Consider the following 22,661-nt stretch of genomic DNA (forward strand, 5'->3'; position numbering starts at 1 on the left):
TCGAGGGGAAGCCGCAAAAGGAAATCGACGCAAGCCGGGGCGGATGCGACGGCACGCCTCGAACTCGCGAAGGTGCGACCGTTTACGATTCCGACAATTCGGGCTGTTCAAGCCGCCCTGGCAAGCTGAAGTACCCGTTGGTACTTGTTGACGGTCCGCGCGGCGACGCGATTCCAGGTCAACTCTCGGAGTACCCAATTTCGTGCGGCAAAACCCGCCCGTGCCAAGGCCGTTCCGGGGAGTTCGGCCAAGATGCGCAAATCGCGCGCCAGTTCGCTCGGGTCGCAGGAGGTCTCCCAACCGGCCCCTTCGGTCACCACTTCATCCGCCACATTTGTGCCGGGCGTTACCAAGACCGGCAGCCCAAACGACATGGCCTCCAGGACCGCCGTGGGATGTCCCTCCGTGCGGGAGGGATGGAGGAATAGATCCGCGGATTGGAACCACGCCCGTTTCTCGTCTCCAACCGCCGCATCGCGGACATGCACCAACGCCCCCAGGTCCAACTCGCGAATGCGCTCTTCGATTCGCCGACGCGAGCCTCCCACGTCCGGCCCCACGATGACCACTTCAACGCCCCGGCGGAGCAGCGGTTCCTTGACCTTGCGGCAGGCTTCCAGCAGGATATCCAACCCTTTATGCGCGATGTGGAGTCGGCCCAGGAAGAGAAACCTGCGGCCTGATCGCCGGCCGGGCGTGGCGATTGCGTCGTCGGTAGGGGGATGGACTCCGTTACCTGCGATGATGACGGGCCGCCCCCAATCTCCCGAGTTTTCCCACTCCCCGTGCGATAGATACTGGATGGCCGCCGCCCCACGAACCAACCGGTCGAAGAACCATAGGCGACCCAACCGCTTTTTCCATGATTTTTGCCGCAGGGCCTCCGCCGCCATGCCGCCGTGGGGACAGAGCAAATAGGGAACGCCCAATTCTCGCAGGTGGGCCGCCGCAGTCGCGTGCAGCGGGACGAACGTGCTATGGAACACCACGAGGTCGGGGCGACGAAAAGTATCCGGCAGACGATCCGGCGCCCGAATGCCCGCCGAGTCTCCCGGTGTGAAAACGGGAAAGTTCAAGGGAGGCAGTGTCCCTACGTCGCGCGACGTGATCCAAAGGCCGGCGCGACAACCGGGCACGTCATTCTGCGCCGTCGCCAGGTTTTGAACGGCGTGCGTAACACCATTCGGGTGACGCCACGTGACGGGGGCCGCATGGAGGATAATCATTGCTGGAAGACACGCGGAAAGTGGGACGGAGGGATCGACCGGAAAGCAGCAACCGTTCTTTTGTCGGCGTGCGGGAGATTTCCGCTCAAGCGCCCCTCCGGAAATTCTCGCCATGACGCGCCGCCGCGCGGGAGGGAGAGCGATTGGCCGGGGACGATCGCCGCTTCTTGCGATTGCACGGAGCGCGCCATGCCGGTTCCCAAGGAGGCCGGATCGAGCAACGCCAGCAACCAGGCGGAAGTGAAGATCCAGTGAAAATGGCGATGCAGGTCGGCGGTCATGCCGAATAGGGTAACGGCGAGCAGGAGGGTGCGTCGCGAATAGGTTCCCTCGGCCCGATCCAGCCGAGAGGCCTGTCGCCAGCACGCCCAGTAGAACCAGCCTCCCGGTAGCAACCCGAAGATACCGTAGCTCAACAGCCACTCGATGAACATGTTGTGGCAAGCGCGACGGTACTCTCCGTGGTCGCCGGGTTTGGCGCCTGCATCCAGTCGGCCCAAGGCGATCTCCGCTTGCCCGGTGCCTGCGCCGATCAAGATAGCTGCCGGGTCCGTCGTCCAGGCGCGGAATGCGTTCTCCCAGATGGGAAGCCGACTTCCCAGCGAGCGGATGCTTGCGCCTTCGCTACCCATGAGTCGGGCTTGGATACGTTCTAATGGATTGATTCCGGAGAGAAAGACCGCCAGGCAGCCCAGCCAAAGGGCAAAGACGCTCACGGCGAATAGGTCGCGAAGGCGACCACCGTTTGGAGATCGGGCGTCCGCGAGCAAGAGCACGCCCATCGACGCCAGCAGGGCCAGACCGGCCCCGCGGGAACCGGTAAGAAAACAACCCAGCATCAGCGGTCCTGCCGCCGCCAGAGAAAACCAACCGAGGACCTTCGCTCCGGCGCCCCCGGCGTCTTCGAGGCGGCGGGAGGCGGTATCGGGCAAGCGCTGCGCGGCGGAACGTGGCGAAATCATGGCAACGTTCGGCTCACGAATGAAGACGGTCGCGTCGGCGGCACCCAAGCAGTCCACCCAATCCCGACCGCAATGGTCGTCGTCGCCGAAACCACCGGAGGCGGCCCGGTCACGCGGCGACCGACCGGACCGCAAAAACAGAATCACCGCCATCACGGCGGCCAGGGCGAATTGCCCGCCCATCTGGTTGGGATTACTCGATGCCTCGCCGGTCGATAGCACGCTGAAGCCGAAACGGGCCAGGATGCGTCCCCAACTGCCCGCATGAACCAGATGGTCCAAGTACAGAGTCAACACCAAGGCCGCAACGTTGGCAAAGACGAAAATCCGCGCCGCGGGAATCCACCAGCGATGTACCGTCATCATTGCGGCGATGGGCAGGCCCATCAGCAGGAAGGCTGCGACCACCAGCGGTGTGTTTCCGCCCGCCAAGTTCGCGTAGGTCAAGCCCGCGATCGGTACGACCGCGAGTAGCAGCACCGGTCGGGAACGGGCAAAGGTGGGGCAGTGCAGCCAATACATCAGCCCCAACAGGAAGGCCGGCGCGTAGGCGAAGAAATGCGTCAATTCCGGGAAATGAATGCCGCCGTATTCTCCCAACCGACGCAGCGTGATCGCAAACGCGGCGGTAGTGGCGGCAAGGGTGATGGTGGCCTTGGCCCAACTCACGCCGCCGACCTCCCTTCGCGTAACGTTTGCCCCTCGCTCCCGTCGTTCTCCATGCGCAAAGCCGCCGTCCGACCGTGCTTCGCTTTCGGAAGGACTCGGCCCTTCCCAGCGTAAGGCACGCCTTCCAGCCAGAGTCGGCGCATCTGCCGGGCGTGAAATTCCAGCGTGAACGGACTCTCGCGGAACGCGCGGCGGACGGCAACACGCTCTTCAAGGCTCGGGCGAATCACCTCTGCGATCGCTTCCGCCCAGCGTTGATCTGATTCGGTAAGGGAGACGGCCCGAATTCCGGGAACGAACTGCGAAATCTCCGAGATGCAGGAAAGTTGGGACGTAGCTACCGGCGTTCCAACGGCAAGGCTTTCCAAGATCGCGCCGGGTAGCCCCTCCCAAAGCGAGGGAAAGATCATCACGTCCGACGCGGCCAGCAAATCCGGCACGTCGTTGCGCCGTCCTAGTACGCGGACTGACGGCCCCAGTCCGAGGGAGTAGAGGCGTTCCGCCAACCACGCCGTCTGATCCAGCGTATCGCCGACCAGCATCAACATGGCCCCTGCCGTGCGTTCTTCCACGGCCTTGAAAATCCGCAGCAATCGTTCGTGATTCTTTACGGGGCGGATGGATCCGACATTCACGCAGAGAGGACTCTCGGGAAGTATCCCGAGGCTTTCCCGCGTGCTCCATGCTTTCGCCACGTCGGCGGGGTCGGGAAAGCGAGCCAAATCCAGGCCGTTGTAGATGACTCGGCATCGCGGATCGGCCTGCCAGCGCGGCGTCCAAGCCCTGTCCATGGCGGATCGACTGACGGCCAAGATATCCGTTGCGTATCGGTCGATCAGGTGCCGCAAACACCAACGCAAGATCCTTCTAGGCCAAGTATGGGAATTCCCGTCGGAATCGCTCCGGAAATGGACGATCCGCCTCGCGACGCCCGCTTTATAGGCCAGACGTACGATCCAGCCCGAGGGGTAATGCACGTGAGAGTGCACCGCGTCGTAACCCCCGCGAACGAGCAGTTCGCGAAAGGCCCGGCCGAAACCGGCCTGCTTGAGCGGCAACCGATGGACGTTTCCTCCCAACGCCTGAATTTCGTGATCCAAGACCCCCGGCAGGCCGGACAACGCGCAAAAATCCATGCGGATTTCGTCCGGATCGACTGCCCGCATCAGGTCCAAGGTGCGGCACTCGGCCCCACCGCAGTTCATGCGGGCGAAGATGTGCAGGATTCTGACGGGCCGTTTCATGACGGAACGCCCTTCGCTTTGACCGCTTGGCGCATGCTTTCCCCTTTCCCGTGATGGTTTGCGGCAGGCGGGAACCGCCGGAAGGCCAGAAACTAGCAAACGTTCGCACTTGGAGCAATGGAGAAACCGGGGGCGCGGGGCGACGCGCGGACCTCGGCGGGCAAGGCTGCGGACGACCGCCCCTGATGTATTGCGGGGGCAAGCCGCTAAAATGAAGAGGCTTGACCGGACGATTCAGGCCGACGCCGGGGGTGATCATGGCGAAACAATGGGAATGCGTAGCTATCGTGGGGGTCGGCCTGATCGGGGCGTCGATCGGGCAGGCGCTCCTGCGCCGCGGGTTGGCCAAACGCGTCGTCGGCGTTGCCCGGCGGCAGACGACGCTCCGCGCCGCACGGCGGGTCGAGGCCGTCACGAATACCACCATCGATCCCCTCAAAGGCGTGGTCGATGCGGAGTTGGTGGTCGTGTGCACGCCGCCCGACACCGTCGTCGATCTGGTCCATCGCACCGCCCAGCATTGTCCGGAGGGAACGCTTTTCACTGACGTCGCCAGTACCAAGGCCAAGATCGTCGAGGCGCTGGACGGCACTTTGCCGCGCGGTTGTCGATTCCTCGGGTCGCATCCCTTGGCGGGCAGCGAAAAGACCGGACCGAGCTACGCCGATGCCAATCTCTTCGAAGGTCGGGTCACCATCCTCACGCCGACTTCCCGTACCAACGCCGATGACTTCGACGTCTTGGAGGCGTTCTGGTCCTCGCTGGGGTCGGTCGTCATCCGGATGCCGCCGGAAGAGCATGATCGTGCATTGGCCGAGACCAGCCATTTCCCTCACGTGGTCGCCGCGCTCTTGGCGGGGATGTTGCCGGAGCCTTATTTTCGCCTGACGGGAACCGGCTTTCTGGATACGACGCGGATCGCCGCCGGCGACGCGGAGATGTGGACGCAAATCTGCATGCAGAATCGGCGACATCTGTTGGAGGTCTGTCGCAAATTCGGCGAACGTCTTCGCAACCTGGCGGCGGCGCTGGAGAAAGGCGATGCGCCCGCCGTGCAGCAAATCTTGACCTTGGGAAAAAAGAATCGCGATGCTCTGGGAAGTTGACATCTACCCCGCCGAAGGCCGGACCGATCTTATCGCTCAGCAAGTCCTCAACGACGCCCACGACTTGGGGATTGGAATCGGCGTCGCGTGGCGTCTGGCGGCGGGCCGCGGCTACCTGATTCAGGGCGATTTCGCGGCCGAGCGAATCGAGCGACTGGCCGTCGAACTGCTGGCGGACCCCGTGGTCGAGCGTTTCACGGCGGCGCCGGTCGGCGACCCGCGACTGCTCGCACCGCCCGAACCCGGCATGACGCCGATCTACGTCCTTCCCAAGCCGGGCGTCATGGACCCGGTGGCGCTGAGCGCCCAGGCGGCCATTCGAGATTTCGGCGGTCAGGCGGAGGCCGTGCGAACCTTTCGCAAGTACTGGGTGGCCGGGCTGGCCGAAGAGGAATCGGCCAAACTGTGCGGCAAGATCCTGGCCAACGACGCTGTGGAGCAGGTGATTCGCGGAAAGCTTCCCTTCGATCGCATCGAACAGGGCGAACCGTATCGCTTTCGGCTGAACACCGTGCCCCTCCGCGAGATGGACGACGCGGCCCTGATGCGGCTTAGCCGCGAGGGGCAACTCTTCCTGTCGCTCCCGGAAATGCAGACCATTCGCGAGCATTTTCGCGGCCTGGAGCGCGACCCCACCGATGTGGAACTGGAGACGTTGGCGCAGACCTGGAGCGAGCATTGCAGCCACAAGACGCTCGCCGGTCGTATCGAGTATCGCGACGAAGAGCGGGAACTCCGGTTCCAAAACATGCTCAAAGAGACGATCTTCGCCGCCACCCGGGAACTTCGGCGACGCTCGGGCGAGGCGGACTGGTGCGTGAGCGTCTTCGAGGACAACGCGGGAGTGGTCCGGTTCGACGAGAATTTCAACGTGGCCTTCAAAGTGGAGACCCACAATCATCCCTCGGCCCTGGAACCTTACGGCGGCGCCAACACCGGCATCGGCGGCGTGATTCGCGATCCCATGGGAACCGGTCTGGGCGCCAAGCCGATCTGCAATACGGACGTATTCTGTTTCGCTCCGCCCGACCTTCCTTTGGAAGACATTCCCGAGGGCGTCCTTCATCCCCGCCGCGTTATGAAGGGCGTGGTGGCCGGCGTCCGCGACTACGGCAACCGCATGGGCATTCCCACGGTCAACGGAGCCGTCTATTTCGATCGGCGATACCTGGGCAATCCGCTAGTCTATTGCGGCAACGTGGGTCTTCTGCCGCGCGATAAGTCGCACAAAGCGGCCCGACCGGGCGACCTGATCGTGGCGGTGGGCGGGCGAACCGGACGCGACGGCATCCACGGCGCCACCTTCAGCTCCGCCGAATTGACCAGCGAAAGCGAGTCCCTCTCCGGCGGCGCCGTCCAGATCGGAAACGCCATCACCGAAAAAATGATGCTCGACGTGCTGCTCCAAGCCCGCGATCGCGGGTGGTATCACGCCGTGACCGACTGCGGGGCGGGCGGCTTTTCCTCCGCCGTGGGCGAAATGGGCGCCGACATCGGCGCCGAGGTCGAACTGGATCGCGTCCCCTTGAAATACGCCGGACTCTCGTACTGCGAAATCTGGATCTCGGAAGCCCAAGAGCGGATGGTCCTGGCCGTTCCCGAGGAACACTGGCCCGCCCTGCACGAGCTCTGCGAGTCCGAAGGCGTCGAGGCCGTGGTCATCGGCCGCTTCGTCCCCACGGGAAGGCTGGTACTGAAGTACGAGGGTCGGCAAGTGGCGGACTTGGACATGCACTTCCTCCACGACGGTCGACCGCCGGTGATCCGCCAAGCCGTCTATTCCCCGCCGCCGGAGACACCCCTGGATCTCGGGCAGGCCGTCGCGCAAACCGCGGACTTCACGGACGATCTCCACGCCATCCTCGCTTCGTGGAACGTGTGCAGCAAGCATTGGATCATCCGCCAATACGACCACGAAGTCCTCGGCGGCAGCGTCGTCAAGCCGCTGGTCGGCGTTTGCGAGGACGGCCCCTCCGATGCGGCGGTGCTCCGACCGGTCCTCGATTCCTATTGCGGCATCGCCCTGGCCTGCGGCATGAACCCGCGGTACGGCGATTTGGACACCTATTGGATGGCGGCGGCGGCCATCGACGAGGCCGTCCGCAATTGCGTGGCCGTGGGAGCCGACCCGCGACGGATCGCCATCTTGGATAATTTCTGCTGGGGAAACACCGATCGCCCGGAGACACTCGGTTCCTTGGTTCGCGCGGCCTTAGCCTGCCGCGACGTGGCAACGGCCTTGGGGACGCCTTTCATCAGCGGAAAGGACAGCCTGAATAACGAGTTTCGCACGGCAAGCGGAGAATCCATCGCCATCCCGCCGTCGCTGCTGATTTCGGCCCTGGGGCGGATCGCGGACGTGCGGACGTGCGTGACCATGGACTGGAAACGGCCCGGCAACCCGATCTACATCGTCGGCGAGACCTACGACGAATTGGGCGGATCGCATTGGGCGCTGGTCCGCGGATTGCAAGGCGGGCGCGTGCCTCGGCACAACGCGGAACGGGCCTTGTGTATCTTTGAAGCAATTCACCGCGCCATCACCGCCGGTTGCTTGGCGGCGTGCCACGACTTGAGCGAGGGCGGATTGGCCGTCGCCGCCGCGGAGATGGCCTTTTCCGGCGGTTTCGGGGCGACGTTGAATCTCAACGCCGCGCCGACCGCGGATCCCGCCCTTCCGGCGGTCGTCCGACTGTTCAGCGAGTCGAACAGTCGTTTTCTCTGCGAGGTCCGGCGCGACCGGGCCCATGAATTCGAGACGCTGTTGCGAGACGTTCCCTACGCTCGATTGGGCGAGGTCGCCGACGTCCCCCGATTGGTGTTCCAGTGGGAGGGGCGAGAGATCGTGCGAGCGCCGCTGGAGGGGCTGAAGGAGGCCTGGCAGCGACCCCTGGCCTGGTAGCCGTTGCCGCCGTCGCCCTGCGTACCGATCGACCCGTCGCTCGGCGCCGGCCCGTGGAATTAGAAATCACCGAGACGCAGCCCATGGCAAGCCCCCGAGTTTTTATCTTGAGAGCACCAGGAACCAATTGCGACCTGGAAACCGCCTACGCATTCGAGCGGGCGGGAGCGAAGGCCGATCGCGTTCACGTACGCCGGTTGCTGGAATCGCCGGCCATACTGCGAAACTATCAAATCCTTTGCATCCCCGGCGGTTTCAGTTACGGCGACGACATCGCAGCGGGGCGAATCTTGGCCCTGCAACTGCGTCAGCACTTGGAAGCCGTGCTCGAAGAGTTTCACTCGGAAGACAAGCTCCTTTTAGGAATTTGCAACGGATTTCAGGTGTTGTTGAAGGCGGGGCTTCTGCTGCCGCGCGATGAAGAAGGCGTCGTGCCCGCCACTTTGACGTGGAACGACTCGGGCCGCTACGAGGACCGTTGGGTACACTTGGAGACACGCACTTGGGATCGGCAGCGGCGCGGACCATGCCCTTTTCTCGAAGGCATCGATCGCTTGGAACTGCCCATTGCCCATGCGGAAGGCAAGTTCGTGCCGCGCGACGCGGAGACCTTGTCGCGATTGGAGGCGGCCGGCCACTTGGTCCTTCGCTACGCTGCGCCGCCGGAGAACAACCCCTGTTCCCGAACGCCGCCTGCCGACGCAGACGGGATTCTGCCGTTTCCCTACAATCCCAACGGTTCCGCGGCGAACGTGGCGGGAGTCTGCGACGCCTCCGGTCGAGCGTTGGGGTTGATGCCTCATCCCGAGCGATTCATCGACGCCGTGCATCATCCCAGATGGACCCGCGAAACGCCGCCCGACCCGCCATGCGGATTGCGGATATTCCGCAACGCGACGGCCTACTTCGCCTAAGAGCGTGAACCGCGGACCGTCCGCGAGCGCGGCGTCGGATGAGGAATGCAAGCCGCATCGCCGAGTCCTTGGAAACGCGAATCGGAAGTCGAGTCATGAGCACCCATCCCCCCGCCGATGATTCTACGACGGTGGCCGACCTCCGCCGCCTGGTGGAGGATTTCGTCTCCGCTCGCGATTGGCATCGGTTCCACTCGCCCAAGAACTTGGCGATGGCGCTGGCGATCGAGGCCGCCGAGCTGATGGAGCATTTCCAGTGGCTGACGCCCGAGCAGTCGCGGCGGATAGCCGACCAACCCGAAAGGCGCGACGCCGCCGCCGAGGAACTGGCGGATGTGGTGTGCTATGCCTTGGCCATGGCGAACGAGTTGGGGATCGACGTCGCCGCCGCCGTCGTGGAAAAGATGAAGAAAAACGTCGCGAAATACCCGGCGGAGAAATATCAAGGCTATTTCGGCCCGGACGATCCCGCGCTATCCGGGGATTTGTGAATGCGCTTCCCGCGCGGCGCGAAACGCAAGTACCCCCCAGTGCTTTGAACCTCCGCCGCAGGCTTGCATCTCGAGTCTCACCCTCTTCCTCATGCGCCGATTGGACTCTCGTGCGTTATTTGAGTCTCGCGTTACCTGGAGCCGCGGGCGTCATCTGGAACCTCGTGCGTTTCCTGGAGCCTCGGGCGTAAGCCCGAGGTGGACGCAGCGCCGCAAAGCCCCAAAATCGAGACGTTCGCAGCGTTTCCACCGCCGGCTTACGCCGGCGGCTCTAGTTAACGCTTCTCGCAATCACGGGGGGCTTACGCCGGCGGCTCTAGTTAGCGGCTCCAGTTAACGGTTCGCGCGATCACCCTCGGCTTACGCCGGCGGCTCATCTTCATGCCTTGGGTAATCGCCGGCGGCTTCTATTCTTACTTTTCGCAAACGTACGTTTCGCAATCGTGGGCGGGGATTCAATCTGCGTGATCCGTATCGCGTAAACGTTCTAACTCTTGCGGCGTGTTGACCTGCCATATTCGCGAGCGAAGTTCGGGGCAGGACGCCTCGCGGGCGCGGAGCGTTTCCAGCAATCCGTGCAGGCTGCGTTGATTCGATTGGAGGCGGCGCTCCACCTCCGGTAGACAGCGAATCGAAAAAACGGCGGGGAGCGGTTCCGGACGTTCGTCGCAAAGCGCGACCACATCGCACGGATCGTCTTCTCGGGGCAGCAAACGCTGCAACCACTCGGGGCGCAAGCCGGGCGCATCGCACGGACAGAGGAGCAACCACGCTTCGCCCGGTTTCAGATCGCGGAGCGCGGCGTGCAATCCTGCCAAGGGGCCTAAGCCGCCGTGGAGATCCGAAACGGTCCGCAAGCCGAGGTCGTCGTATTTTCCGGCACGGTCCGCGACGACGGTGATCCGGGAAGCGACCGCCGACGCGGCATCGGCGACGTGCAGAATCATCGGTCGGTCCCGCAGCAATGCCCTCGCCTTGTCCGAGCCGAAACGGCGACTGCGTCCGCCCGCCAGGATGTACGCCGGTAAACGAATCATACGGGCCGCGAATCTTCGTCCCCAGGAGCACGAGGCGGCTCCCTCGCGGAATGGTCCGTCGCCTCGCCGCGGAGCGTCTTGACGGCGTGGGGCAGGATATCCAAGAGCGCCTCGAGCGACTCGACCGCGCCGGTCCGCGAACCGGGCAGGTTGATGACGAGCGTGGAACCGATGACGCCCGCCTCTCCCCGCGATAGATACGCCCGCGGCGTCTTCGCATAGCAACGAAGTCGGATCAATTCGGTCAAGCCCTCGTGACGCCGCTCGACGACGTCTCGCGTGGCCTCCGGCGTGACGTCGCGAGCGCTGAGGCCGGTGCCGCCGGTGGTGAGGATCAGATCGGGCGGCGGCTCATCATTTGCCCAGCGGCGGAGCAGCGAAGCGATCTGCTCTCGTTCGTCGGGAATACAAGCGGCGGTCGTGATCTCCGCCCCCAAGCGCGATTGCAGCACTTGCACCAAGGCGGGACCGGATGTGTCGGCGGCCTCACCTCGGGAGCAACGGTCGCTGACCGTCAGAACCGCCGCCCGGATCGGAGTCTCCGTTCGTTCCCCGGCGGCGGTGCCTCGGTTGCCGTGAACGCCTCCGGATTTCTCGACCAGGCGGATGCTCTCGATCACCATGGTTCGGTCCACGGCCTTGCCCATGTCGATCACCGTGAGGGCGGCCACGCTGACGGCGGTGAGAGCTTCCATCTCCACGCCCGTCTTCCACACCGTGCGAACTTCCGCCCGGATTTCCACGACCTCGCCCCGCAAACGCACGGTAACGTCGACCGCGTCGAGGGGTAACGGATGACACAAGGGGATCAATTCGGCGGTTCGTTTGGCGGCCTGGATGCCCGCCAGGCGTGCCGTCTCGATGAGGTTGCCTTTGGTGAGGGTGCGGGCTTCAATCGCGTCCGCCAGTGCGCGACTGATTCGGACCCGGCCTTCGGCAACGGCTCGGCGCGAGGTGAACGGTTTGGCGCCCACGTCCACCATCCGGGTGGATCCGGCCTCGTCGAAATGCGTCAGGCCGTCAGTCATCGGCGAGGCTCCACGAGAAAAAGGGGCGAGGTTCGCCGTCCGTCGCATGGGGCGGGATCTCCACGAAACCGTCGCTCCGGGCCGCGCTGATGAGGTCTCCCGATCCCTGCGAAGGCACGGCCTCGGCCTCGCCCGCCGCATTCCATTGCACAAGGCGATAACGAAACAATCCCGCCGGCTTGCCGGCGGATTCGCGAAAGACGACGAGCGGTCGCGGCGCTAGCGGCACGGCACAACCGGCCAGCCGTCGCAGGAGCGGGACGGCGATGCGACGGGCCGTGATGAGGGCGGAGACGGGATTACCCGGCAGTCCCACGATCGCCTGCCCTTGCGGTCCTACCGCTCCCAACACCGGCTTGCCCGGCCGAATCGGCAGCTTGTGAAACACGATTTCGCAGCCCATGGCCCGAAGGACGTCGGGGACGAAATCGTAGTCCCCCATCGAAACGCCGCCGGTGAAGAGCAAGGCGTCGGCGTCGCCGGCCAGACGTTCCGCAGCGGTCCGCAGCGCGGTCGGATCGTCCGGCACGTGCCGAGGCCCTTGCAGTTCGATGTACGGCAGGGGCGCCAGCATGGCGGCCAGCGCCGGGCCGTTGCTGTCGCGGATTTGCCACGGACGCACTTCCGCGTCGGGTCGGTGTACTTCGTTGCCGGTGATGAGGATCGCGACGCGGACGCGGCGATGCACCTTGGGTCGCGAGACGCCGAACGCCGCCAAGGCCCCGGCCACGCCCGCGGAAATAGCGGTACCCCGCTCGACCACGATCTCTCCCGCTTGCCCGTTCTCGCCGCGCCGCCGAATGTGTCGCCCCAATTCCAGGGCGAAGGCCTCGGGAAGGACGATCGCGTCGGAAAGTTCCCGGACATCCTCGCGGGGGACGACGGCATCGCAACCGGGCGGGATGGGCGCGCCCGTGAAGATGCGCAGGACCGCTCGCGGCGGTAGCGGAGGCGGCTCGCCGCCGGCGATCACTTCCCCGGCAACGGGAAGCCGTCCCATGCCGAGGTCCTCCAGTCGAATCGCATAGCCGTCCATAGCGCTGACGTCGCAGGGCGGGCTGGGGCGATCCGCGACGACGGCCTCCGCCAAGATTCGCCCCGCCGCTTCGCTCAAACCCACCGACTCGGTCCCGATTGGTGCCAGGCGATCCGCCAAGGCTTGCACGGCGAGCGACGGCGATTCGTAGGCGAATTTTCCCGGTTGGAGGGGCGTCATGCGGACTCCTCGGCGATTCCGTCGGCGCCGACGGCGCGTTTCCAGATCGGCACTTCCTGCTTGAGTCGATCGACGTACCAATCGACCGCCGCCAAGGCTTCCTTGCGATGCACCGCCGCCACGCGGAGGCGGAACGAACAGCGCCCGACGGGCACGCGCCCGCGGCTATGCCAAACCTCCACGCCCAGCAAGGCGAAACGGTCGGCGGCCTCGCGGGCCAGTCTCAACAGTTCGGCCCGGGCCATGGGATCGTAACTCTCGTATTCCAGCGCGACGATCGGGCGACCGCCTTCGTCCGGTCGGACGACGCCTTCGAAGACCAGCACGGCGCCGGCCCCGGGCACCGTCCAAGGTTCGGCGTCGGGCAGCGGCCCATCCACGATCTCGGCGCCAACGTCGTCGCTCATCCGCCGCTCACCAAGCCGATAACGGCCAATTCGTCATTCGCTCGAACGGGATGCGTCGGCGGAACGGCCTTGTGATTGACCGCCAACACCGCCGCCGCGAGCATCTCGCGCAACTCGGGATGCCGCATCGCGAGGAGGCGAAGGACGCCGCCCGCCGTGCGATCCCCCGGGTCGGACAATTCCATCACCACCGACCGGCGGCCCGCCTTGTCGGCGTACGGTCCGAATAACAACACTTCCACGCGCATTAGGACCGGCCGCCCTCCTCGCGATCACGCTGAATCTGCTGCCAGGCCCACTGCCAAGCGGCCACGGTGCGGGGAAATCCCACCGTATTCATGGCCAACAGAACGGCTTGCTCGATCTCTTCCACGGTGGCGCCGTGGGCCAGCGCCCGGCGAACGTGACTGCGAAACGCCGACTCCAAGCCCGCCCCCATGCAAATACCCATCTTAACTAAGGCGCAGGTCTTGGCGTCCAAGGGGCCGGCCTTGTCCACGGCTTGGGCCACCTGTTCGTGCGCGGCGCCCAGTTCGGGAAATTTGCGGACAAAATCCTTGAAGGTTTGCGGAACCTTCTCCTTCGCGTCCTCAACGGGGCTGTTCATTCTGTCAACCTCCCACGGCGGTCATCACGCCGGAACCTACGGTCGGATGGATCAACGGTTTGGCGATCCAGGCTTCGTGCAAAAGACGGTCGAACTCGTCGGGATCGAATCGCGGACGGACGGCGGCGAGGTACGAACCGCGCGGGCCGTCCATCAGACAGGGGAAGATGCGACCGTCGGCGGTCAATCGCAAACGATCGCACGAATCGCAGAACGGCACGCTCATGGGGGTAATGAATCCCACCGTGACGGAGCGACCGTCCTTGAGGGTCAGACGATAGTTTCGGGCGGACTCGCGACGGCGATCGAGCGGTTCCCAGTGGGTGACGGCGGGGGCGATGCGATCCCGCACGGCTTGGGCGGAGACGTAATCGGCCGCCCAATTGGCTGCCGTCGGTCCCATCGGCATCAGTTCGATGAAGCGAATCTCCGCTCCCAGAGAGGCGGCGAACGAGATCAGGTCGATCGCTTCGCCGTCGTTCCGACCGGCCAGCACCACGGTATTCAGACGCAGCGGCCGCAAGCCGGCATCCAGCGCCGCCTCGATCCCCGCCTTGACGCGATCCAGCGCGTCCAGGCCGGTGATTTGGGCAAAGACCTCGGGTTTGAGAGAGTCCAAGGATACGTTGACGCGATGCAATCCGGCGCGGCGATAGTCGCGCGCGGATCGCGCTAGCGTCAGTCCGTTGGTGGTCATCGCCAGGTCGCGGATCGCCGGGATGCGCGCCAGACGTTCGATGATTTCCACGAGATCGCGCCGGGCCGTGGGGTCGCCGCCCGTCAGGCGGACCTTGGTCAGCCCGTGACGGTCCGCCAGATGCCGCACCACGGTTTCCAATTCGGCGGCATCCAGCAGGGCTGTCTCCTGCGCAGACTTGAATCCGGGCGGTCGGCAATACGTGCACCGCATGGAACAAGCCGAAGTCAGGGATAGCCGAAGATAGCGAAAAGTCCGCGTCATCAAAGGTTCATCTCGGCGAATATGCAGCGGGCCGCGCGTCCTAGCCGAAGCGCGCATCGGCACCCTCGCGAGGCGATCGACTCGACCGTGGGCCAAGCCGCGGGGACGTGCATCGGCGACGCTTCGCTATTGCGAAGGCGTGCCGGAGGGCGACTCCGAAATCATGTGCGGGCCGACCTGTTCCGCCAACCACTCCCCCGCCGCGATCATATAGGGAATGGGGAAAAGTCGCAAGTCTTTCATGACCGCCTCGCTCAGGGTGCCGAGGTGCCGACCCGCGAAATTCTTCTCGGCCCGGGCGATGTCCCGAGCACGATCGGCCTCGTCCGATGCCAGGGCGTAAGCCTGCTTCATCAACAAAAAGGCCGTGAAATCGGATTCCACGGCGATGTGATCCGGCGGTTCTCCGTCCTTGGGGTGATAACCGAAAGCCTCATAATGGATGGCCAATTCGGCCAGCAAGGCCCCCGGCGTGACGTGCAGCGAGTGGGTGACTTGCCGGAGCGAGACGGGGCCGCCCGGTCCGAACGTCGAATGATAAACGGCCGGATCGGCCTCGCTGAGGGCCTGCCGAGCGGCGGCGATCAGCGCGGGGTCCGCAATTTCGTCGGCCAAGGCCCTAACTTCCCGTGCCCGATTCTCGTCGGGCGGAGCAAAGAGGAGTGCGGCCAGTCGGCGGCAAGCGGCGTCGTGAAGGAGTCGCCGTGCCGTGGAATCGAGTGCGGCGGCGGAAACTGTCACGGCGTTCCTCCCATCTTCAAGGGAATCCAAGCGGTTCGCATTTTTCTTGATCCGACCTCGCCGTGGGCCGCATCCCATACGGCGAATGCGATTTGTCCGAGGTGGTCGGGAGTGAATCCGCGTCCCAATTTGCGAACGATGACCACGGCCCAACCCGTCTGCGTGCGTCGTCCTCGGCCGATCGAGCCTTGCGGTTGGACGGTGATCGTACCGGGCCCTTCCGCCGTGAGGTCTTGAACGGGAGACGACTTCGGTTGGGCGATGTCATTTCCCACGTGCTTAGCGGGGGCGTAGCGATCGGCCATCTCGCGCTGGGGCGGCGACCCCGGTTTCAGCGACGCCGCTTCGAACGGATAGTGGTCCACAACCGCATTGGGATAAACCGAACGAATCCCACGGTCCTCGCTTTCCAGGTTGCGTTGCCAAACCGCCTTCCAAAGGGTGATTTCCACGGGCCGGCCCGACTCCCCCATCTGCGGCGCGGGAAGAACATCCTCCACGACTTGCGGGACCTGCACGGCACAGGCATCGCTGAAGGCGGCAGCGCCGAGCACGTCGTCCTGCGTGGCGTCGTCCCATTCCAACCGGACCGCAAGTCGTTCGCCCGCGAGGAGGGCGCGGACGCGAAGCACGGGCGTGGAAGCCGTCATCAATCGCGGTTCCACGAGATCCTGTAAGAGCAGCGCGGCTTGGTACTCGGGCGCCGCCCGCCAGGCCGGATCGTCCGGATCTTCCGGCAGAGTGTCGGCCGTTATGGCCGTGACTTCGGCGAGAGGAGCGGTTCCGGCGGGCTTGCGGCAGCCCGTCGCCCACATCGAGGCGAGGCACGCCGAGCCGATGACGATGATCCAAGAAGTACGCATGTTAGCACCTCTCTTATGGGCAGTTGGTTCGGGCGACGCCGCGGGCAGCGTCGAAGGCTTCCCGGACGTAGACCGGTTCGCGGAGGGGAACGCGAACGATTTCTCGCTGCTGCTCGTCCCTCCCCAATACCCAATCGCCCTGCCGCTCCCAGTGAGAAATCCATTGTTCCGTACAACCGAAAAGCTGAAGCAGACCGGCGAGGTCGGGGTCGTTCGGCGCATTGCGATATACCTGCACGGCTGCCGCCGCACGCGGCCCGAAAAGCTGCTCTAAGAACCGCGTCGGTGCATGCACCGGCGGAATGTAGTACACGTTCGGTTCCAGCCCCAGTTGCGGAAAGAGCGGTAGCGCCGCCTTGCGGACGTGAACCAGATAGTCGATGGGATTGTCCGGCCGGGCCTGATCGGGCGGAGAAATGTAGCCTGCCAGACGAATCTTGCCGATGCAATTCACGAAGCACTGCGGTTGCAATCCCCGTTCCCGCTTGGGATAGCAAGCGATGCACTTCTCGGAGGTGCCCGTCAAGGGATTGAAAAAGACCTTCTTGTACGGGCAGGCTTTGACGCACTCGCGATACCCGCGGCAACGCCCTTGATCGACCAAGACGATTCCGTCTTCGGGACGTTTGTAGATGGAACCGCGAGGACAGGAGGCCAGGCAGGCGGGATAGGTGCAATGATTGCATATCCGCGCCAGGTAGAAGAACCAAGACATGTGCGGTAACTGCATGGCCGCACCGTGATCGACTTGGCCCGCGCAGTCGTCCTCGCCCACGTTGGGATTGGCGTAATCCAGGTCGCCGGGGCGCCAACCGAGCACGCGTTCACCGGCGGGAGCGGCCTCGAAGATCGTCCGGCCCGCGTAGCGATCGCCCTCCCACGACTGCGCTCCCAACGCGGAGAGCAGGTTCACGTCCCAGGCCAAGGGATAGCCGCCCCACGGCTTGGTCTCGACATTGTTCCAAAGCATGTATTCCTGTCCCTTGCCCGAGGTCCATGTCGTCTTGCAGGCCAGGGTGCAGGTCTGACAGGCGATGCATTTATTGATGTCGAATACGGCCGCGAACTGGCGTTGGGGACGCGATTCGGGATACCAATACGACATCGTGCGACCGATTTGCCAATTGAAGACGGGTGCCATGGCTATCCTTTCCGCGGAATATCGGACTGCGAGTTATCGGAGGGGGCTGAGTTCCCGATGACGAAATCGCCTTGCAGGTATTGACGCATGGCCTGGGACTCGTAGGTGGGGCGAATCCCCAGTTCGGCCGGCCGCCAAAGGCCGTTGCCTTCCAGACCTCCCGGTTCCGCCCGGGTAATCTTCACGATGGACTCGCGGGGAGCGCCCGTCGGACAATGGATATCCGGCATGAAGCCCTTGCCGATGACTTGGCCGAACATGGTCTTCCAAACGAGCGAATCGGTCATCCACGTGGGCTTGAGCCAACCGCGGGTAGCGGATTGATGCGAACCGGAGCGGAACATGGCCTGATATTGCGTTCGAGGATTCTTGGCCAGACCGTCCTCGCGAGTCTCCTGCCCCTCTTGCGATCCCGGCGTCGCGCCGTACATGTTGAACCACATGCGCGTGACGCCCCGCGGAGTGCCCGGATAGTACCTCGCACGGCACAATAATCGAGAGAACTTGTAATCCTTGGCGTTTTGTTGCCAGCCGCGGAAGGGCCGGTCCTCCGGGTCGGAGTCGATCCACACGTAGTCACCGTCCTCGATGCCCAACGCCTTGGCGTCGGCCGGGTTGATATCCACGTACCCTTCGGCCGCGAAGGGGCTTCGTTTGTCGCGGCGATAAACGTCGCCGAACGGCCCGAAAAGCATGGCGATCACGTCCGTATCGACGGGATTGGTGTGGGCGCCGTGGCGATACTTGGGCGTGTGGAAGATGAAGCGGTAGCCTTCCTTGGCCAAGGGATGGGCGGATTTGGCGGCGTCCTGCCAGGAGAGGACCACATTCCGCCCGCACCGCGTGTCGCAAGAGAGATCGTCGCGCGCCACGCCGTATTGTTCGGGACCGGCAGGCCGAATCGCTTCGTGCGGCGGCGCCACGATCACGTTCGGTTCGTAAAAAGTGGAATCGACCGGCTCTCGATACACCGGCAGATTCTCTCCCGCCTCGATGAATTCGCTTTCTTCGCGATAGAACTCGAGCCGCCCCGTCTTGGTGTACCAGGGTCGGGAGTCGGCCGTCTGCTCGTATCCTACCGACTTGGGTGTGGTGCGACTTTGCAGTACGGTCGGCACCCCTTCTTGAGCCGACTTTTCCAGGCGGCCGAAATCGAATCCTTTGGCGTCGGCGGAGTGATCCAGAATCCGCTGAAGGTAGACGTCGGTCCGCCCTTCCCGCACGAACTTCCAGTAGTCCTCGAAGCGTGTGTCCCCCGTCAAGGCGGCCAATTTCGACGCCGTGAGAGCCAAGACCTCGATGTCGCCCAGCGTCGTAAAGATCCGCTGCAACGGCGTCCGCGGAAACACGGAAAGGAACGGATTGGTAACGGAAGCCGTGATGTCGGGATGCTTCAGCTCGGCCCAAGAATCGACGCCGAACACCACGTCCGCCCATTCGCACGAAGTGGACCACCACCACTCATTGACGCAAATCAGCTCGATCTTGGGCAGCACGTTGACGACGGTGTTGTAGTGCCATTTGACGTTGCCAAGAATGGAGTTGGCATTGGCGAACCAGAGCGATTTGGTCGGGGTGGGAATGTGCGTGGAGCCAGTCAAAACCCGGTTGCCGACGCGGAGCGGATGGTCTTCGTGGTTGTAATAGTGTGCGGACTCGGGCTTCCAGTATTGCTTGGGCCGGGCCGGCTTGGCGGGATCGGTTTCGATGTCGAAGGGGTTCTCGTTGATGAATTGCGGCGCGCCATTGAGCAGAGCCACGCGGTAGTTCCCCGCGTACGACCCGACGTTTCCGCCCAGCTTGCCGACGTTGCCGGTCAGCGCGGCCAGCAGAAAGATGGCGCGATCTTTGTTGTCGTTGTTGAAGAACTGATTGGGCCCCATGCCGACGGCGAACAGCGTGGTGCCCGGCTCTTGCGCCAACTGTCGCGCCAGGCTCTCCACCGCCGCGGCGGGCGCCCAGGTGATCTCCTCCGTCGTTTTGGGGTCGAAGTGGGCGGCGTACTCCCGGACCAGATCGAAGACCGGCCGGCACGGGACCACGCTGCCGTCCTTCAGGCGCACCTGCACGGTGCCTTCCAAGAGCGCGCGACCGATGCTCGATTTTTCGCCCACTTGATCGCGCGTCACGGCACGAGGTTCGCCGGCCTCCTCATCCCACCAGACGTTGTCGCCCCATTCGCGGCGGAGGGCCTCGGGCACCAGCATGTCGGTTTGGAGACCCGGCGGCGGCTCCTTTTCGCCCGCGACCAGGACGCGCGTGGCGTTCGTCAGCTCGGCCGGTTCGCCGCCGAACACCTCCGACGCACGAAGATGTCGCAAGGTGTCCATCCGCACCAACAAGGGCAGGTCCGTCCAGCGCCGCACATAGTCGGCGTCGTAGAGCTTGTTTTGGATGATCACGTTCGCCAGGCCGATCGCCAAGGCCGGGGTCGTACCCGGCCGAACGACCAGTACGTCGTCCGCCTTGGTCGCCGTGGCGGAGTATTCGCAGGCGATAACGACGATCCTGGTGCCTTTGAGCCGGGCTTCGGTCAGCCAATGGGCATCGGGCATCTTGGTCGTGATCCAATTCATGCCCCAAACCACCAGCGTCTTGCAGTATTCGACCGAAGAGAGGTCGAATTCGACGGTTTGCTGGCCGGTGACCATGGGGTGCCCCGGCGGCAGATCCGTGTGCCAACTGTAGTTGTCGAAGCCTTTGGCGCCGAGTGCCTGCTCGGGCGGCACCTTGCGGATGGCGGCGTCCAGCAGGGCCATCGAGTTGGCGAAGCGATACATGCCGAAGATGCGAGTCATTCCCAAGAGCGGCATGCCGCCGCGGAACTTCATCACGCGCGTGCCCGCCCCTTGCACGGCCTCCACGGTGAGCGGATCGTAACCCTGCGCGGTCAGTCGTTTCTTTCCTTCTTCGCCGGAGTAGGTTTCGGCGATGTTTTTCAACGCCGCCGCCACGATCTCCGCCGCTTGATCGTGGTCCATGCGGATCCAGCGATCGCGCGCCCGCTGAAAATACTCCGCCGGGGGACGTCCATCCGCGTCGCGAGGAAAGCCCGCCTCGTACCAACGCTTGTAGCCTTCCCGCACCATGCAGCGGTTGACGCGGCGGTCGCCGTAGAATCGCCGGGTCAGCGCCAGTCCCTTCTGGCAGACGCGCGGATCCCAGCGATGGGTGACGCGGTTGCCGTCGAGGTCTTCGGCCTCGCCGTAGCGCATGGTCGGGCCGATCCGCGTGACGACGCCGGAGCGGACGTAAGCCCGCAGCAGGCAATTGTGCGTGTCGTTCGGCGCACATAGAAAAGTAAAGCTGGAATCATAACGCCACAGGTCGCGGTAGGCTTCCTCCCAATCGCGATTGGGGTACGCGGCCAGGGGATTGGTGACGTCTTCCACTCCCCAGGCTTGTCTCGCCGAGGTAACCAAGGCCCCGAATCCGGCCGCGGCCGCCGCCGCTAGGAATTCTCGCCGTGATACGTCGCCGTGTTTCATGGAGCGGTCTCCCATGTGCGTAGATAGGCCGTAATCGCTTCGATTTCCTCGGGCGCCAAGACGGGGAAGGCGGGCGAGGGACGGGTAAAGCCGGGCATGGCCGTCCCGGAACGCCCGCGACGGATCGTCTCCACCAAATAGTCGTCGGAAGCAAACTTGAGCAGATTGGGATGACGGAGGGAGGGGGCGTCCGTTCCGCTCCCGTCCGGCCCGTGGCAGCCCGCGCAGCGAGCCTCGTACAAGGCTTTGCCGCGGCCTACATCGGCGACGACCCAACGCGGATTGGAATGAACGGGTTGAGGCGGCGATATTCCCGTCCGGCTTCGCAAATGTTTCACGATCGCGTCGATCTCTTCATCCGTCAGCCCGACCTCGCTTTCCGAAAAGGCCGGCATCCGCCGCCCCGGTCGCCCGTTGCGAATCGTTTGCACGAGGAAGGCGTCGTCGGCCGTGGCTAGGAAATCGGGGTTTCCCACAGCGGGGTAAGGGGGATTGCCGGGGAAACGCTTTCCTTCCCCCGATGAACCGTGGCACCCGGAACAGAACGTCGCGAACAGTACGGCCCCGTCGGGAGCGAATTCCCGCTGCCCGAAACGCTCCACCAGCAGGCGGTCCTTGGGTTGATAACCTTCGCTTGCTCCCTCCCGCCGGAGCGATAGCAGGTAATAAGTCAAAAGGTCGATTTGGTCGTCGCTGAGTTGAAACCGCGGCATTTTGGAACCGGGGACGACGCGGGCGGGATCCCGCGTGTGTTCGGAAAGCCAATTCGCCAAGGTGTGCTCCCCGGGGACGTGCGTGAAATCGAGTCGTGCCGGATCGCGAAGCCCGATTTGCGTGAGATCGGGGCCGTCCGTCCCGCCCACCGTGCCGATCTTATGGCATCCGCGGCAGCCCAAGGATTGGAACAGAGCCTGGCCTTCCACTAGGCGAGGCGATCCCACGCGACCGGCCAGATAGGCTTCGATAATGCGAAGATCATTCGGGGGCAGTTCGGGCACGGCATGGTGCCAGACGTCTTGGCGATCCGCACGGGAACGTTCCAGGTGAGTTGGATACCACTGGGGCGAGAAGCCTTTGCGGCCGATTCGCGAGAGGTCCGGCCCTTCCATGCCGCCCACTCCGCCCGGTCGCAACGTACCGCCCCGGCCGTCGATACGGTGACATGCGAGACAGTCGTACCGTTCAATCAAATTGCGTCCGAGCGTCAGCCCGGCTTCGTCCGGAATGCCGACCTGGGTGTGGCACGAGCCGCAACCCGCGTAGGCGTATGAAAGCGGGATCATGGGTGTGGGCCAAAACGGCACGTGTCCGTGAGCGTCGGCCTTGTCGGTAGCGCCGCCCTGCCCGCCGTGGCAGACGGTGCAGCCGAAATCGGCGGGATCGTGCACCACGGGCGGATGCGGTTTCGCCATCGGTTGCGAGGCGGATAATCGCTCGCCCGAGTCCATGCCCACGTGGCACGTCACGCAACGGTCCACTCTGCTCGTCCGAGGGGCGACCACCTGGCGAATTCGAATTTCCAGATCGTCGCGGCGAGCGACGTCACGCTGAATGCCGCGCCATTCGCGAAGCACGTTTTCCTGGGCCGCCGCAGCCAACAAAAGGCAGCTAACGCCAAGGCTCGACCATAAGAGTAAATGCTTGTTCTTCTTCATCGG

General features: G+C 64.2%; 19 protein-coding genes. 4 read left to right on the forward strand and 15 right to left on the reverse strand.

Annotation, left to right across the window (positions count from 1 at the left end):
- Positions 1–107 precede the first annotated feature (107 nt).
- The 3 genes from ACYQ6J_RS16285 to ACYQ6J_RS16295 are packed head-to-tail and all read right to left on the reverse strand — an operon-like array spanning position 108 to position 4,101.
- On the reverse strand, positions 108–1,226 hold the full coding sequence (locus ACYQ6J_RS16285; RefSeq protein WP_460185249.1) for a glycosyltransferase: 1,119 nt from the start codon (positions 1,224–1,226) through the stop codon (positions 108–110).
- Positions 1,223–2,857 carry an O-antigen ligase family protein gene (locus tag ACYQ6J_RS16290; RefSeq protein ID WP_460185250.1) on the reverse strand — a complete coding sequence of 545 codons (1,635 nt, stop codon included), beginning with the start codon at positions 2,855–2,857 and terminating at the stop codon, positions 1,223–1,225. Before ACYQ6J_RS16290 ends, ACYQ6J_RS16285 begins: the two co-directional genes overlap by 4 nt.
- On the reverse strand, positions 2,854–4,101 hold the full coding sequence (locus ACYQ6J_RS16295; RefSeq protein WP_460185251.1) for a glycosyltransferase: 1,248 nt from the start codon (positions 4,099–4,101) through the stop codon (positions 2,854–2,856). The genes ACYQ6J_RS16290 and ACYQ6J_RS16295 overlap by 4 nt, the downstream gene beginning before the upstream one ends.
- 257 nt (positions 4,102–4,358) lie before the next feature.
- Between ACYQ6J_RS16295 and ACYQ6J_RS16300 the strand changes: the two genes are divergently transcribed.
- The 4 genes from ACYQ6J_RS16300 (at position 4,359) to ACYQ6J_RS16315 (ending at position 9,514) form a co-directional block, all read left to right on the forward strand.
- A complete protein-coding gene (locus tag ACYQ6J_RS16300) occupies positions 4,359–5,207 on the forward strand; it encodes a prephenate dehydrogenase (protein ID WP_460185252.1) in 849 nt (282 codons plus the stop codon).
- Complete coding sequence (purL, locus tag ACYQ6J_RS16305; RefSeq protein ID WP_460185253.1) at positions 5,191–8,109, forward strand: phosphoribosylformylglycinamidine synthase subunit PurL; 2,919 nt, start codon at positions 5,191–5,193, stop codon at positions 8,107–8,109. The genes ACYQ6J_RS16300 and purL overlap by 17 nt, the downstream gene beginning before the upstream one ends.
- 83 nt (positions 8,110–8,192) lie before the next feature.
- Positions 8,193–9,023 carry a phosphoribosylformylglycinamidine synthase subunit PurQ gene (locus tag ACYQ6J_RS16310; RefSeq protein ID WP_460185254.1) on the forward strand — a complete coding sequence of 277 codons (831 nt, stop codon included), beginning with the start codon at positions 8,193–8,195 and terminating at the stop codon, positions 9,021–9,023.
- A 95-nt stretch (positions 9,024–9,118) separates the two neighbouring features.
- Positions 9,119–9,514: a nucleotide pyrophosphohydrolase gene (locus ACYQ6J_RS16315; protein ID WP_460185255.1), complete on the forward strand. Its 396-nt coding sequence runs from the start codon at positions 9,119–9,121 to the stop codon at positions 9,512–9,514.
- A 455-nt stretch (positions 9,515–9,969) separates the two neighbouring features.
- Here ACYQ6J_RS16315 and mobA read toward each other — a convergent pair whose 3' ends face one another.
- The 12 genes from mobA to ACYQ6J_RS16375 form a co-directional block, all read right to left on the reverse strand.
- Complete coding sequence (gene mobA / locus ACYQ6J_RS16320; RefSeq protein WP_460185256.1) at positions 9,970–10,551, reverse strand: molybdenum cofactor guanylyltransferase; 582 nt, start codon at positions 10,549–10,551, stop codon at positions 9,970–9,972.
- Positions 10,548–11,579: a bifunctional molybdenum cofactor biosynthesis protein MoaC/MoaB gene (gene moaCB, locus ACYQ6J_RS16325; RefSeq protein WP_460185257.1), complete on the reverse strand. Its 1,032-nt coding sequence runs from the start codon at positions 11,577–11,579 to the stop codon at positions 10,548–10,550. Before moaCB ends, mobA begins: the two co-directional genes overlap by 4 nt.
- On the reverse strand, positions 11,572–12,795 hold the full coding sequence (locus tag ACYQ6J_RS16330; RefSeq protein ID WP_460185258.1) for a molybdopterin molybdotransferase MoeA: 1,224 nt from the start codon (positions 12,793–12,795) through the stop codon (positions 11,572–11,574). The genes moaCB and ACYQ6J_RS16330 overlap by 8 nt, the downstream gene beginning before the upstream one ends.
- A complete protein-coding gene (locus ACYQ6J_RS16335; protein ID WP_460185259.1) occupies positions 12,792–13,202 on the reverse strand; it encodes a molybdopterin synthase catalytic subunit in 411 nt (136 codons plus the stop codon). Before ACYQ6J_RS16335 ends, ACYQ6J_RS16330 begins: the two co-directional genes overlap by 4 nt.
- The gene (locus ACYQ6J_RS16340; protein ID WP_460185260.1) at positions 13,199–13,450 is read right to left on the reverse strand and encodes a MoaD/ThiS family protein; all 252 of its coding nucleotides are present in this window, start codon (positions 13,448–13,450) and stop codon (positions 13,199–13,201) included. Before ACYQ6J_RS16340 ends, ACYQ6J_RS16335 begins: the two co-directional genes overlap by 4 nt.
- The gene (locus ACYQ6J_RS16345) at positions 13,450–13,809 is read right to left on the reverse strand and encodes a carboxymuconolactone decarboxylase family protein (RefSeq protein WP_460185261.1); all 360 of its coding nucleotides are present in this window, start codon (positions 13,807–13,809) and stop codon (positions 13,450–13,452) included. Before ACYQ6J_RS16345 ends, ACYQ6J_RS16340 begins: the two co-directional genes overlap by 1 nt.
- 4 nt (positions 13,810–13,813) lie before the next feature.
- Positions 13,814–14,770: a GTP 3',8-cyclase MoaA gene (gene moaA, locus ACYQ6J_RS16350; protein WP_460185262.1), complete on the reverse strand. Its 957-nt coding sequence runs from the start codon at positions 14,768–14,770 to the stop codon at positions 13,814–13,816.
- 126 nt (positions 14,771–14,896) lie between these two features.
- A complete protein-coding gene (locus ACYQ6J_RS16355; protein ID WP_460185263.1) occupies positions 14,897–15,511 on the reverse strand; it encodes a molecular chaperone TorD family protein in 615 nt (204 codons plus the stop codon).
- Entirely contained in the window at positions 15,508–16,374 is an 867-nt protein-coding gene (locus ACYQ6J_RS16360) for an ethylbenzene dehydrogenase-related protein (RefSeq protein ID WP_460185264.1), read from the reverse strand. The genes ACYQ6J_RS16355 and ACYQ6J_RS16360 overlap by 4 nt, the downstream gene beginning before the upstream one ends.
- A gap of 13 nt (positions 16,375–16,387) precedes the next feature.
- Entirely contained in the window at positions 16,388–17,515 is a 1,128-nt protein-coding gene (locus ACYQ6J_RS16365; protein ID WP_460185265.1) for a 4Fe-4S dicluster domain-containing protein, read from the reverse strand.
- Positions 17,516–17,517: 2 nt separating this feature from the next.
- Complete coding sequence (locus ACYQ6J_RS16370) at positions 17,518–21,003, reverse strand: molybdopterin-dependent oxidoreductase (RefSeq protein ID WP_460185266.1); 3,486 nt, start codon at positions 21,001–21,003, stop codon at positions 17,518–17,520.
- The gene (locus tag ACYQ6J_RS16375; protein WP_460185267.1) at positions 21,000–22,658 is read right to left on the reverse strand and encodes a c-type cytochrome; all 1,659 of its coding nucleotides are present in this window, start codon (positions 22,656–22,658) and stop codon (positions 21,000–21,002) included. The genes ACYQ6J_RS16370 and ACYQ6J_RS16375 overlap by 4 nt, the downstream gene beginning before the upstream one ends.
- Positions 22,659–22,661: the final 3 nt, after the last annotated feature.

The organism is Thermopirellula anaerolimosa (genome assembly GCF_054657335.1).